The 12,432-nt window shown below is 61.6% G+C and carries 12 protein-coding genes; 4 read left to right on the plus strand and 8 right to left on the minus strand.

The window, feature by feature from the left end:
• Window positions 1-34 precede the first annotated feature (34 nt).
• The 3 genes from AC5E6W_RS12530 to AC5E6W_RS12540 form a co-directional block, all read right to left on the minus strand.
• A complete protein-coding gene (locus tag AC5E6W_RS12530; RefSeq protein ID WP_491752643.1) occupies window positions 35-880 on the minus strand; it encodes an FkbM family methyltransferase in 846 nt (281 codons plus the stop codon).
• A 646-nt stretch (window positions 881-1,526) separates the two neighbouring features.
• Window positions 1,527-2,873, minus strand: coding sequence for a replication-associated recombination protein A (locus AC5E6W_RS12535; RefSeq protein WP_491752644.1), 1,347 nt, complete (start codon window positions 2,871-2,873; stop codon window positions 1,527-1,529).
• Complete coding sequence (locus AC5E6W_RS12540) at window positions 2,870-3,832, minus strand: TrmH family RNA methyltransferase (protein WP_491752645.1); 963 nt, start codon at window positions 3,830-3,832, stop codon at window positions 2,870-2,872. Before AC5E6W_RS12540 ends, AC5E6W_RS12535 begins: the two co-directional genes overlap by 4 nt.
• A 112-nt stretch (window positions 3,833-3,944) precedes the next feature.
• On the opposite strand from AC5E6W_RS12540, the gene AC5E6W_RS12545 reads away from it, so the two are divergent.
• Together AC5E6W_RS12545 and AC5E6W_RS12550 are read left to right on the plus strand one after the other, a co-directional pair.
• Complete coding sequence (locus AC5E6W_RS12545; protein ID WP_491752646.1) at window positions 3,945-4,595, plus strand: L-threonylcarbamoyladenylate synthase; 651 nt, start codon at window positions 3,945-3,947, stop codon at window positions 4,593-4,595.
• A gap of 134 nt (window positions 4,596-4,729) precedes the next feature.
• Window positions 4,730-5,407 (plus strand): YdcF family protein, encoded by a 678-nt coding sequence (locus AC5E6W_RS12550; protein WP_491752647.1) that lies wholly within the window; start codon window positions 4,730-4,732, stop codon window positions 5,405-5,407.
• Window positions 5,408-5,456: 49 nt separating this feature from the next.
• Here AC5E6W_RS12550 and prfB read toward each other — a convergent pair.
• Together prfB and lnt are read right to left on the minus strand one after the other, a co-directional pair.
• Window positions 5,457-6,591 (minus strand): peptide chain release factor 2 gene (prfB, locus tag AC5E6W_RS12555; RefSeq protein ID WP_491752648.1). Its coding sequence is split into 2 segments (ribosomal slippage): window positions 5,457-6,521 and window positions 6,523-6,591, totalling 1,134 coding nucleotides; the frame shifts between segments, so codons are not numbered across the junction.
• A gap of 59 nt (window positions 6,592-6,650) precedes the next feature.
• On the minus strand, window positions 6,651-8,246 hold the full coding sequence (gene lnt, locus AC5E6W_RS12560; protein ID WP_491752649.1) for an apolipoprotein N-acyltransferase: 1,596 nt from the start codon (window positions 8,244-8,246) through the stop codon (window positions 6,651-6,653).
• A 272-nt stretch (window positions 8,247-8,518) separates the two neighbouring features.
• Between lnt and AC5E6W_RS12565 the strand changes: the two genes are divergently transcribed.
• Entirely contained in the window at window positions 8,519-8,788 is a 270-nt protein-coding gene (locus AC5E6W_RS12565; protein WP_491752650.1) for a hypothetical protein, read from the plus strand.
• A 77-nt stretch (window positions 8,789-8,865) separates the two neighbouring features.
• Here the strand turns inward: AC5E6W_RS12565 and AC5E6W_RS12570 are convergent, their stop codons facing one another.
• Together AC5E6W_RS12570 and AC5E6W_RS12575 are read right to left on the minus strand one after the other, a co-directional pair.
• Entirely contained in the window at window positions 8,866-9,498 is a 633-nt protein-coding gene (locus AC5E6W_RS12570; protein WP_491752651.1) for a class I SAM-dependent methyltransferase, read from the minus strand.
• Between the two features lie 33 nt (window positions 9,499-9,531).
• Window positions 9,532-10,029, minus strand: coding sequence for a bactofilin family protein (locus tag AC5E6W_RS12575; RefSeq protein WP_491752652.1), 498 nt, complete (start codon window positions 10,027-10,029; stop codon window positions 9,532-9,534).
• A 339-nt stretch (window positions 10,030-10,368) separates the two neighbouring features.
• On the opposite strand from AC5E6W_RS12575, the gene AC5E6W_RS12580 reads away from it, so the two are divergent.
• Complete coding sequence (locus AC5E6W_RS12580) at window positions 10,369-11,250, plus strand: hypothetical protein (RefSeq protein ID WP_491752653.1); 882 nt, start codon at window positions 10,369-10,371, stop codon at window positions 11,248-11,250.
• A gap of 11 nt (window positions 11,251-11,261) precedes the next feature.
• Here the strand turns inward: AC5E6W_RS12580 and menC are convergent, their stop codons facing one another.
• On the minus strand, window positions 11,262-12,389 hold the full coding sequence (menC, locus tag AC5E6W_RS12585; protein ID WP_491752654.1) for an o-succinylbenzoate synthase: 1,128 nt from the start codon (window positions 12,387-12,389) through the stop codon (window positions 11,262-11,264).
• Window positions 12,390-12,432 lie beyond the last annotated feature (43 nt).

The raw sequence follows: 12,432 nt of genomic DNA on the forward strand, positions 1-12,432 counted from the left end.
TATCTCGAAGAGATGTGGGCTCGCACCGCCCACCTCAATGCAACGGCATCTCCCGCAACCCCAACGCCCGCGCCGCCGGCGACCGCGCCTCAAAAATCGCATCCCGCCCGGCCAGATCTCCCAGCCGGAACGACCACCCATGCTCCGCAAACAGCCGCTCCATCGCTGGCCGCGTCTCCACCTGGTGATGCAGCTCCCCCAGGATCACCACCGCCCGCTTCTCTCCCGGCACAAAGTCCTGCAGCACCCCAACCTCCATGCCTTCGATATCTAGCTTCAGCAGGATCCTCTCCACCGACCTGCCTTCCAGGATCTCCGCCAGCCGCAGCACCTCGATCTCCAGCACGCTCTGGTACGGCTCCTCCGGGTCGAAGCTGCTGCCATTCGCATGCCGGCAGTAAAACGGGATCACGCCATGCGTCCCACCCAGGCACACCGGCAGCAGCTCCGCATCGAGCCCATTCAGCTTCATGTGCGTTTCCAACTGAGCAATGTTTCGCGGCAGCGGCTCGCACATCACCACCTTCGCCCTCGGATACACCGCCGCCGCCTGCATCGAGAACAGCCCTATGTTCGCTCCTCCATCAATAATCAGGTCCGGATCGAACGCCAGGTCCAGCGGATACACCACCCGCGCCACCACCTCCAGCACGCTGTGCAGGTCGCTCTCCTGGTCCGCATTGCGAATCAGCATCCGAAGCTCTCGCCCACCCTGCCGATAGCTCACAGGAATCGCATCCTTCTCCGTAAACGGCCCCAGCAAGGCCCGAAAAAGCGGAGCCAGCGGAGGCCGGCTGTACTGCGCCGTGAGCGCCAGCAGCTTGAACGTAGTCAACCCCGAAGTCGTCCGAAGGATCTGTCTCGCATTCCCTAATGCCATGTGTAGCCATCACCTGATTTGCAGAATAAGTCAGTTCGACTGTGGCGACGGCTCCGGAGTTGCTCTCTCCGCGCCCAGCCCTCTGTTGCCCTGGCTTTTCTTTTCGGCGTTCTTGTCTTTCTTGTTGTCCTCCTCGAAGAGGATCTGCTTCTGGCCTTTGCCCGCCGGCTCCGCGTTTGGGTGCCCCGGGTCCGGATTCTTGGACCCGGGCTTCCAAGAATCCCAATGGCCCACCCAGACCGGCAGGTCATGGCTTCAGCCATGACAATCAAACCCACCCAGAAACCCGGCTCCAGCCGTTGAGGGGCTAAGGCTCAACGCTGCGGCCCGATTACGCGCCCAGTAAGACCTCACAGGCTCCCGTCAAGCCCCGGACACGCGTCCCAATCACGAAACCCCCGCCGACACTGGCGATTCGCCCCAGACGCCCCTGCGCATTCACTCCATCGCCTCCGATATCCTGGAAACAGCCGTTCCTGCGCCCCGAACCCACGAAGCTGCATGTCCCTTACCCAACGACCCCCCCAATTTTCGGAGAACCCCTGTGTAATGAAGACTTTGCTCGTAAACCATCTCGAATGAACATTTATAGGCGGTCTATTGAAAACAAAGACTTTACCCCCGGACCTTGGGGGGAGGGGGGGGACTACTCCCCGCCGCGCAGCCGCTCGATCTCAGCCATCCTCTGGGCCAGCAGCTTCTCCCTACCCTCCTGCGTCGGCTGGTAGTAGCGCCGCCCCGCAAGCCCCGCCGGCAGGCACTCCATCGCCGCCACCTTGCCCTCGACATCATGGGCGTACTGATAGCCCTTGCCGTAGTCGAGCTCCTTCATCAGCTTCGTGGGAGCGTTCCGCAGGTGCAGCGGCACAGGCTCCGCCGGCCGCGACTCAATATCCGCCAGCACCTCTCCATAAGCCGTGTACACGGCATTGGATTTCGGAGCCAGTGCCAGGTACACCACCGCCTGCGCCAGCGCCAGGTCACCCTCCGGCGAGCCCAGGAAGTGCATCGCATCCCGCGCCGACAGGCACAGGTTCAGCGCCTCCGGAGCCGCCAACCCAATGTCCTCCACCGCCATCCGCACCACGCGCCGCGCGACGTACATCGCGTCCTCACCCGCCTGCAGCATCCGGCCCAGCCAGTACAGCGCCGCATCCGCATCGGAATTTCGCACGCTCTTATGCAGCGCGCTGATCAGGTCATAGTGCTGCTCGCCCTTCTTGTCGTAGAGCAGCACCCGCTGCTGCAGCGCCTCGGCCGCAATCTCACGAGTGATGATCGCCTCACCGCGCCCCGTCGCCAGTCCCGCAGCGACCTCCAGCGCGTTCAGCGCATTCCGTGCATCGCCCGACGAGTACGACGCAATCGCCTCCAGCGCACCCTCGCCAATCTCCAGGCCCTGTGCGCCAAGCCCCCGCTCGCTGTCCTTCAGCGCCCGGTCCAGCAGCGCCATGATCTCTTCCTGCTCCAGCGCCCGCAACGTGTAAACGCGGCACCGCGACAGCAGCGCCGCATTGATTTCGAAGGAAGGATTCTCCGTCGTCGCGCCAATCAACCGAATCGATCCACGCTCGACATACGGCAAAAACGCATCCTGCTGCGCCTTGTTGAACCGGTGAATCTCGTCGATGAACAGGATCGTCCTCGAGCCATAGGTCGATGCCTTCTCCGCATCGACCATCACCTGCTTGATCTCCTTGGTACCTGACAGTACCGCGGAGAACTCGATGAACGTCGAGCTGGTCACGCCCGCGATGATCTTCGCCAGCGTCGTCTTGCCAACTCCAGGAGGTCCCCAGAAGATCATCGACGCCGCATTCGCCGCGCCACCCGCAGCCTCTGCCTCAATCTGCAGCCGCAGCGGCTTCCCCGGTCCCAGCAGGTGCGACTGCCCGAAGTACTCATCCAGCGTCCGCGGCCGCATGCGCTCCGCCAGCGGCGCTCCTGAGCGTGTTCCCTGCTGCTGCGGCATGGTGGTATCGAAGAGGCTCATGGTCGTAGCCCCTTTCGCTGGGCCCACACCCGTAACGGGACCTGACGCATCACCTCGTACAAAAGGATGGACCCAGCAACACCTGCGTTCAGCGACTCAACGCTGCTCGGAATCAGCACGTGCTCGTCGGCCAGTTCCAAAGCGCGTTTGGACAAGCCCGCCCCTTCATTGCCAATCAGGATCGCACAAGGGGCCTCGAAGTCAGCGTCGAAGGATGCCGAGGCATGCGGTCCATCTGTGCCGGTGGCCCACTTTTCGCTCGCCCCGTCAGGAAGAACGATGTGACGCGCAAACTCTGCATCCTCGTTTCGCTGGCGACCGAATAGAGCGCCGTGTGGCGCGAGACGGATGAATGGCGTGTTCCACCTTGCCACTGCCGCGAAGATCCTCGCTCCGTGCCCCCGCAGCGACGCAACGGCCTCCTCGAGCGGAAGTCGCCGAACCGGAAGTTGGAAGACGGACCCGGTGGAGGCCCGGAGAGTCTTCGGGTTCCACTGGCTCGCGCTTCCGGGCGTCAGGATCAGCTCATTGGACCCAAACGCTGCGGCTGACCGGATCAGCGTTCCAACGTTGCCTGGATCCTGCACATCTTCGAGCACCGGGACAACGGTCGTCGCCGTCTGCCGGCCCACGATCTGTTGGATCCTCCAGGTCGCAGCAATGCCCTGCGGAGTCTCGGTGGTAACGGCACTGTCGAAGACCTCGGCGCTGAGCAGGTGCCACTCCTTGGCCGTGAGGTTCTCACGCAAAGAGCGATTCACCTTATCCTGATAGCCCTCGCGCACGTAGACAGCCTCTAGCGTCTGTCCTCCTGCCTGTGCCTCCCGGATGAGGTTCCAGCCTTCTAGACCGAGCAAATCTCCTTCTCGCGAGGCCTTGCCGCTCAACGCCGCGCGCAGCGCCTTCACGCGCGCGTTCGTCCTGCTGGTAATCGGTGCTCCAAGGTCGATACGGTCCATGCGATCTCAAGTGTACCGCTGGCCCCATTGCGGACCCTGGCTCCAATACGCTGTGACCCGTTGCACCATGTCCGCAGCAAGATGCGGTATCGTTTCGGTTGAGGGCCTGTACTTGAACGCTGAGATGCTGCGCATTCATCCTGACGAGCCGGAGCCTCACCTCATCGCCGAGGTGGTGAGTTCCCTGAACTCCGGGCATGTAATCGCTCTTCCGACCGACACCTTTTACGGCCTCGCGGTCGATCCGGTGAACCTTCGCGCGGTCGACCAGATCTATGAGCTGAAGACCCGCGCGCGGCACAAGCCTCTGTCGCTGCTGATCGGGGATGTCTCACAGGCATACGAGCTCGCCCGCGACATCGACACCGCCTTCGACCTGCTCGCCGAACGCTTCTGGCCCGGTCCGCTCACGCTCATCGTGAAAGCCGGCAGCAAACTGCCGCTGCGCGTAACCGCCAACACCGGCAATGTCGCCATCCGCGTGCCCGATTCCACCTTGTGCCGTGAGGTCGTCAAGGCCCTCGGCCTACCCATTACCGCGACCTCTGCGAACCTGCAGGGCATGCCCGAATGCAGCTACGCCGGCTGTGTGCGCGAGCAGTTCGGCGACAAGATCCAGATGATCGTCGACGGGGGTCCCACCACCCGCTCGGTCGGAACAACCATCGTCGACCTCAGCGGTGGAGGAAACTCCTGGATGATCCTTCGTGAGGGCGCAATCCCGACCCATGAGATTGCTCTGACGTTGCAAAAACTTGCCTGAATCACATCCAGCCAACAGCCGAAGCCGCACAGCCATCATCCAATGCCTGTGCGTACGAGTTCGGCTGGTCATGCGGGCTATCGGCAAGCGATACTACACAGACTCCCGCACATGCGCACTGCTGCATACGAACGATGAGCGCCAACACTAAATCCGGCGGCAAACGCCGCAAATCGAGTCTGGCCGGTCGCCTATTTCGCGACCTTGTGATCCTTTGCCTGCTCATCACCGCGGGCTGGTTCGGTTGGGTCTATCACCAGATCCAAACCACGGCGCAGGTCGATAATGCCCAACACGCCGACGCGATCGCCGTCTTTGGTGCTGCAGAGTACGCCGGCCGTCCTTCTCCGGTCTTACACGCGCGGCTCGATAAGGCGGTCTCGCTCTATAACCGCGACATCGCGCCCATGATCGTCACCCTCGGCGGCGGCAGCGACAAAGACTCCGGCAAGACGGAAGGCGGCGTGGGCCGGGACTATCTCCTTGCACAGGGTGTGCCCTTCGATCACATTATCGCGGAGACACAGTCCTTCGACACCGAGCAGCAGGTCGCACGGTTGAAGGAGATCGCCGAGCGCGAGCACTTCAACAAGATCGTCGTCGTCAGCGACGGCACGCACCTGTTCAGGATCCAGTTGCTGTGCGAGCGCGCCGGGCTTGAGGTCTACACCTCACCCCGCGAAGTCATCGGCCACCTCGATGACATCGACGCGACCGAGCGCATACTCCACGAAATCCTGAGCTATACCGCGCTAAGGTTCAACCTGCACATCAGCTGGCTGCATCGCTGGCTCGAGGGCAAGGGAGACTAGGCCACGCCTGGATCTTAGGGATTCCAGATCTCAGGCGTGATCCGTTCCTCTATACCTCGTCGTCGTCCACGATAGCTGCCGGAACGCCGCCCTCACGGCGCATCTTCAGGAAGCCACGGATAAACGGCTCCAGCGCTCCATCGAGCACCGCATCCACATCTCCCACTTCTACGCGCGTGCGCAGGTCCTTGGCGATGCGATACGGTTGCAGCACATAGCTCCGGATCTGCGAGCCGAAGTTGATCTCCAGCTTCGTATCCTCGATCTTGCGCGTGGCCGCTTTCTTCTTGTCCAGCTCGTACTCGTAGAGCTTGGAACGCATCATCTTCATGGCGCGCTCCTTGTTCTTATGCTGCGAGCGCTCATTCTGGCAGCCAGTAACCAGGCCCGTTGGCAGATGCGTGATGCGCACCGCCGAGTCCGTGGTGTTCACATGCTGACCGCCTTTACCTCCCGAGCGGTACGTGTCGATACGCAGATCGTCCGGTTTGATGTCGATGATGATGGAGTCATCGATCTCCGGCGAGACGAACACGCTGGCAAAGCTGGTGTGGCGGCGCTTGGCCGAGTCGAACGGTGAGATACGCACCAGCCGATGCACGCCCGTCTCGCCCGTCAGCATGCCAAAGGCGTATTCGCCCGTGATGGTGAACGTCGCGGACTTGATGCCGGCCTCGTCGCCATCCTGCAGCTCGTTGATCTCGGTCTTGAAGCCCTGCCGCTCGGCCCAGCGCAGATACATGCGCATGAGCATCTCGGCCCAATCCTGGCTCTCCGTGCCGCCGGCGCCGGGGTGCACCGTGACGATCGCGTTGAGCGCATCGGTTTCTTCGCTCAGCATCGTGCGGGACTCAAGCTCTTCGGTGAGCTTGGCCAGCGCTTCGATCTCGCGCTGCAGTTCGGGCTCAACAGACGTCTCGCCCTCGCGCATCAACTCGAAGTAGGCGTCGATGTCATTGGTGCGGCGCTCGAGCTCGGCATCATGCGCTATCTGAGATTCGAGCCGCTTGCGCTCGCGCATCAACGGCTGGGACTTTGCCGCATCGGCCCACACGGACGGGTCGGAGATCTTCTCCTCGACGGAGGCTAGTTCTGTCTTTCGGCGAGACGAGTCAAAGATACTCCCGCAGATCGCGCACTTTCTCGCGAACCGGGGAGTAGAGAAATTCAAGGTCACTCAGCATCAATCAAATCTTTCTGCGAACGGTGGTAACTCTGCGCGCCGACAGGCGCGGCAATCCTTCTAGTGTACCGGCCGACGAGCGAAAAAGCTTGCAGCCACGACCGCTCCGGAAACCGCGGCGCACAACCAGCCGAGCCAGTCGCCAAAGCGCGCGTAGATCGTGAGGCCATCCCGAAATCCGAAGTTCGCAGCCAGCGAAGAACGCACGTGGCGCTGAAGCTGTGCCGTCATCCGCCCGTGGGGATCGATGACGGCGGTCACCCCGGTGTTGGTGGAGCGCAGCAGCCAGCGGTCGTTCTCGATCGCCCGCATGCGCGCCATATCGAGATGCTCCCATGGCGCGCTGGAATCTCCGTACCACCCATCATCCGAGAGATTCACGAGGACCTGCGCTCCGTCCCGGGTAAGATCGCGCACCTCATCCCCGAAGATCGATTCATAGCAGATAAAGACACCATAGCGGTGCCCCTGGCTCTCCAGTGCATGGCGCGACTGCCCGGGCACAAAGGGGAGGTCATCGAGCAGCTTGCCAGCAAAGAAAAACAATGGCTTATACGGCGTGTACTCGCCAAACGGAACCAGGTGCATCTTGTCGTAGCGCCCGCCATCGCCAGCCGCTGGAGGCGTCAGGCGCGCCGAGTTATACAGGTGACGAGTGCCGTCAGGATCGGTGGGCGCTGCAGTTACATCTTCAGCGATGACCGTGGCATGCGAGTTCGCCGCCAGCGATCTTAGAATCGCTCGAAACTGCGGATCTTCGTCAAAGAAGTCTGTTGGAGCCTCAGGCCAGAGAATTACGTCCGGATAGCCCGCGTGGTCCTGTGTCTGCGCGCTCACCGCCGGAGACTCGCTGAGGGCCACAAAAGACTCGAACATTTGCGACCTGGTCTCCTCGCGACCGTTAAGTGGCTGCGCCACCCCTCCGATATTCAGGTTGTCCTGCAGTAACACGGCAGAATGTCCCTGGGGATCCACCGGCGGCGGAAACCATCGCGCCGAAACCGACAGCAGCAAGACCAGCGCGGATGTAGCAACGAATCCAAGCCTTCGGCCGGTGATCGACATGCCCCGCGCGGAAGGCAGCAACCATAGGATGTTTACCGCGGCGACGAGAAGCGAAAGTCCCATGACGCCGGTGATCGGAGCTAATCGACTGAGAAGAAGATGGTCCACCTGCGTGTAACCCAGCAAGTCCCAGGGAAAGCCCGTGATCTGGGTCCTCGCCAACTCCACCGCGACCCAAAGCATGGGAGAGAGCAATAGAGAGCTTGACCAGCCGTAACGCCGATGCGCCTGCCACAAAAGAGCCGCAAACAGTGCATGATAGAGGCCGAGATACAGCGAGAAGAGAAGCAGCACGCCCCAGGAGGCTGGCGCAGGAAGACCGCCATAGAGCTGCATCGTGCCCTGGATCCAGTAGCAATTACTAAAGTACCAAACCACGCCGCACACATAGCCAACCGCTGCAGCTTGAAACCAGCGGAAACTCTCACCCACACGCACAAGCTCTCGTACCGCAAGCAAGAGCGGCACCAGGCAGACCCAGCAGAAAGCTCTGCGCCATATTGGCACTGCGCCCTCCATGGGAAACGGAAGAGCCTGCAGCACTCCGGAGAGCACTGTTAGCAGCCAGACTCGAAGAGGTATCGCACGCATCGCGTTGAGAATAGCACTCTGGATGACACCTGCCGCTCAACGGCCGAACGGGGGATAGTCGAGTCGTCTCGCACCTCCACAAAGCATGCCGAACCGCATCCCGTGACAAAAACGTATCTCGCGGCTAACTCACTACGCCCCACCCGCGTCTTATTAGGGATAAGATTAGGTTCCACCTCATTGCGCATGCCGTGCAGCTGGCATAGAGTTAATGTCATTGCAAAATTTGGCGGAGCTGGATTGCAAAATATCGACTTCTGGAAGGAATTCCAATGGATGTAAGCAAGATTTTGAGTGAGATCGACGCCGAAATTAAGCGTTTGCAAGAGGCCCGATCGGCTCTGGTCACTATCAGCGGCACCACTGTCACTGTTACCAAGCGCCGCGGCCGGCCAAAGGGAAGCACAAATGCACCCAAGCCCACCACCAAGCGCACTCGTAAGCTTTCGCCGGAGGGACGCAAGCGCATCGCGGAGGCTCAGAAGCGTCGTTGGGCCGAGAGCCGCAAGAAGACCAGCAAGGCTGACTCCTCGGCTAAGTAATCTTTAGTTTTTTCGATCAGGAACGAAAGCCGCCGTTTCTGGCGGCTTTTCTTCTTGTCCGGGGAACCATGTTCCAACTATCGGACCGCGATAACCTCACGCACGTTGTCCTTGCCGAGATAGAAGTGCGTGTTGGCATAGCCTTCAAAGAACTTCTCGATCTGGCGCGTCGGATACACCTGCAGGATGGGAAACTCACCGGTCTCGATCAAGTCCAGATTTTCGGTGTCGGTGAGTTGGTACCGCGAAAATCCAGTGCCCGGACCGTCCGCCTTGCCATGAAAGAACGCCAGCAGGCGGCCATCCGGACGAAGGACCTCGCGCAACCGCTCAAACACCGCGGACACCAGTTGTTTGGGCAGGTAATCCGCCGTATCCCACAACAAAATCACATCGAAGTCGCGTCCGGAGAAGTCCAGATTCGACGCGACAAAGCGCTCGACGTCATACTCCGGCGCTGCGCCTTCGACTGCAGGCAGGAACCACTCCGGGCGGCTCGCGTCCTGCACGATGTTGGCCATGTAAACGCTGTGCCCCATCGACGTCAGATAGTTGATGTTCGAGGGCGAAGTCGCCCCGAAGTCCAGCACCCGCAATGACTCGTGCGACTGCAGATGCTTGTGCAGCCCCGTCCATCCGCGCGAATGCCGCGACGAGCGTTCCGGCTGCCTGGCAGCATTGGACTGATCCCTACGAAAGATCCCCAACATGCGATCGTTGCCTCCGCGAAGCGTAGCCCGCGATCAGGAGTGCGAGGGAGCGTCGCTCCCGCCAGTCGTGAACAGGTCGCCATCGTGGTCGCTCGATGCACCTGTGGTCGATTCGTGGATCTGGCGTTCCGCCGCAGCTAGAGCCGCCGGCAACGTTCCACCTTCGTGATGTGTTGCAGTCTCGGCCACGGCGACACCGGTGGCTACAGCGGGCTCAACATGGCCCCGCAGCATGGCGTCTTCCTCGATCGTGAATCGCGGAGAGGTGATATCACCCAGGACCATCGCGCTGGAGCGGAGCTGCACGGAGCCAGTGGCCAGCAGGTCGCCGTGAACACGGCCCGAGACAAGAATGTCCTGCGCAAAGATGTTGGCGCGTACGCGGCCCTGTTCCCCGATGGTGACCATGCCGCCAGGCAGATTGATCGTGCCTTCGACTTCTCCCTGGACCAGAAGGCTCTCCGTACCGCTCAACTCTCCCTGGACCTTTGTGTTGGCACCGATGATCGTCGCGCCTTCGGTTGAGTTCATTCGACTTCGCCCTTCCCTGTGACTCACGGAGGTGGACCCGCCCGAGAGGTTGGATGCAATCTGCGTTGCCGTCAGGCACACTTCCCCCTCGGCCCGTGCGCCGGGGGCGACGGCACCGTCACAGCCGCAAGGCTGAAGGTGTCTCCGCAGGACTGCTGTTGCCGCAACTATACTGCCCCAGAGCAAGTGCGCACAATCCGTCCTCGGCGGCGATCATGCGTCAAACTAAGAGAGAGGCACGCTGGGTTGACCGATTCGAAGCAGATTCCCTTGGCTCGCAGTGAGGATGTCCGTACTGGAAAGGGTCTCTGCACCCCGGCTGGAGTTCTCTGTACCGCAATGTTTTTCATCCTGGCGCAACACGTCGCCTGGGCGACTGGCTTCTTCCTGCAAGGTGCAGAGCGCGCCGCGCAGGAAGCCAATGCACCCACATCGTCAGGTCCACTCAGCAGACCGCCACGCTCCTGGGTGGACGCCGCCGTCTCCCATGAACTCAAGGTGATCGACGATGACGGCCACCAGCCGCTGCGTTTCCGCGTCCATAAAATCGACGCCAAGTCCGACACTGTGCGGGTGGAGATCGAGACTCCTCAGGGCGGCGTGGCACGGCTGGTGGAACGCAACGGCCAGCCCTTGACGGCCACGGAGGATGCGGCAGAGCAGCAGCGCCTGCGCGACGTCCTGGATCATCCTGCCGAGTTCGCGCGCCATCACAAGCGCGACGCTGGCACCCGCCAGGACACACTGTCGCTGGTCAAGCAGATGCCTGCCGCCATGCTCTTTAGCTACGTGCCCGGTCAACCGCAATGGCAGGGGTACACGGGGCTACAAGTCGCCATCGACTTCAAGCCGAACCCGGCATTCCACCCACCGTCGATGGCTGCGGAGATGCTCACTGGCATTGAAGGCCGCCTATGGATCGATGCGCGATCAGGTCGCGTCGTCCGCATCGAAGCCCATGTCTTGAAGCCCGTCAGCTTTGGCTGGGGGATCGTGGGCAAGATCTATCCCGGCGGCACGCTCGCGCTGGAGCAGGCCAATCCCGCCGGAGACCGTTGGGTCTACTCCCGCCTGGACATGCACCTGAACATGCGCGTGGTAGTGAAGAGCATCGCCATGAACGACCGCATGACCGCCAGCGACTTCGAAGCGCTTCCCGCACCGGTAAGCATGGAAGAAGCGGTGAAGCTGCTGCTCTCCATGCAGGTGGCGACGCGATAACGTCTCTCGATTTATGCGCTGACCGCGGCATTGCGCCGCAAGGTCCGCTGACGCACGGTTAGGCGCTCGATGCGCTCGCGCACGATCTCGTAGCCACGGCCCGGCGTCGTCGGCACAACGATTTCACCCTGCGCGCTCACGGTCACAGCCGGCTCAATGATGTCCTCCGACCAGTAACGAGCCGACGCGGAGACATCGCCCGGCAGCGAGAAGTTTGGCAGCGACGAGAGCGCGATGTTCTGCGCGCGACCGATGCCGGTCTCCAGCATCCCACCGCACCACACGGGAATGTTCTTCTCTCGCGCGATGTCGTGGATGGCGATGGCTTCCGTGAATCCGCCTACGCGGCCTACCTTGATGTTGATGATCTTGCCGCTACCCAGCTCCAGCGCAGCTCGCGCATCGCGGCGATTGCGGATGCACTCATCCAGGCAGATCGCCGTCTTCATCTTCTTCTGCAACGTCGCATGGAAGTAGAAGTCGTCGTACCACATCGGCTGCTCGATCATCAGCAGGTTGAAGCGATCCCACTTGGCAATGCGGTCTGCGTCCTCGAGCCGATAGCAGGAGTTTGCGTCGCAGCTCAGCATGATCTTCGACCAGCGCTCGCGAGCCATCGCGAAGATGGTCTCGTCCCAACCCGGCTTGCACTTCAGCTTGATCCGTTGGTAACCCGCCGCAACCTCGCGCGCAATGACTTCCATCAGCTTCTCGGGTGAGGACTGTATCCCGATGGACACACCGCAGGGGATCTTCTCCCGCGTGCCGCCCAGCAGCTTCGCCAGCGGGATACCGCGCTCAAGCGAGTGCAGCTCCCACACCGCGTTCTCCAGCGCAGCCTTGGCCATGCGATGCCCGCGCACCTGCTCGAAGATCGCTGGGCAGTCGCGTCCGCTGCCGATCTCGGCCTTCAGAAGCCGCGGAATCAGCTCGGTCTCGGTGATGATCCACGCCGTGTCGATCATCTCGTCGGAGAAGTACGGGTGCTCGCCGGCGACGCACTCACCCCAAGCGCTCAGGCCGTCGGCTTCAATCTCGATGAGCAACACGCGGCGGCCGGTGGTCACACCGAAGCTTGTCTCGAACGGGTGCGCGAGCGGCATATTCAGCTCACGCATGTGGATGGCATCGATCTTCATGGTCTCTCCCCAACTTCCTTCGTTACGTTCGATCTTGTTCAGC

It is taken from the genome of Bryocella sp. (genome assembly GCF_058498515.1).

Bases quoted from the DNA above. Each gene is read 5' to 3' on its own strand.
- AC5E6W_RS12530 (WP_491752643.1), bottom strand. From the start codon at position 880: ATGGCATTAGGGAATGCGAGACAGATCCTTCGGACGACTTCGGGGTTG.
- AC5E6W_RS12535 (WP_491752644.1), bottom strand. From the start codon at position 2,873: ATGAGCCTCTTCGATACCACCATGCCGCAGCAGCAGGGAACACGCTCA.
- AC5E6W_RS12540 (WP_491752645.1), bottom strand. From the start codon at position 3,832: ATGGACCGTATCGACCTTGGAGCACCGATTACCAGCAGGACGAACGCG.
- AC5E6W_RS12550 (WP_491752647.1), top strand. From the start codon at position 4,730: ATGAGCGCCAACACTAAATCCGGCGGCAAACGCCGCAAATCGAGTCTG.
- lnt (WP_491752649.1), bottom strand. From the start codon at position 8,246: ATGCGTGCGATACCTCTTCGAGTCTGGCTGCTAACAGTGCTCTCCGGA.
- AC5E6W_RS12565 (WP_491752650.1), top strand. From the start codon at position 8,519: ATGGATGTAAGCAAGATTTTGAGTGAGATCGACGCCGAAATTAAGCGT.
- AC5E6W_RS12570 (WP_491752651.1), bottom strand. From the start codon at position 9,498: ATGTTGGGGATCTTTCGTAGGGATCAGTCCAATGCTGCCAGGCAGCCG.
- AC5E6W_RS12575 (WP_491752652.1), bottom strand. From the start codon at position 10,029: ATGAACTCAACCGAAGGCGCGACGATCATCGGTGCCAACACAAAGGTC.
- AC5E6W_RS12580 (WP_491752653.1), top strand. From the start codon at position 10,369: ATGTTTTTCATCCTGGCGCAACACGTCGCCTGGGCGACTGGCTTCTTC.
- menC (WP_491752654.1), bottom strand. From the start codon at position 12,389: ATGAAGATCGATGCCATCCACATGCGTGAGCTGAATATGCCGCTCGCG.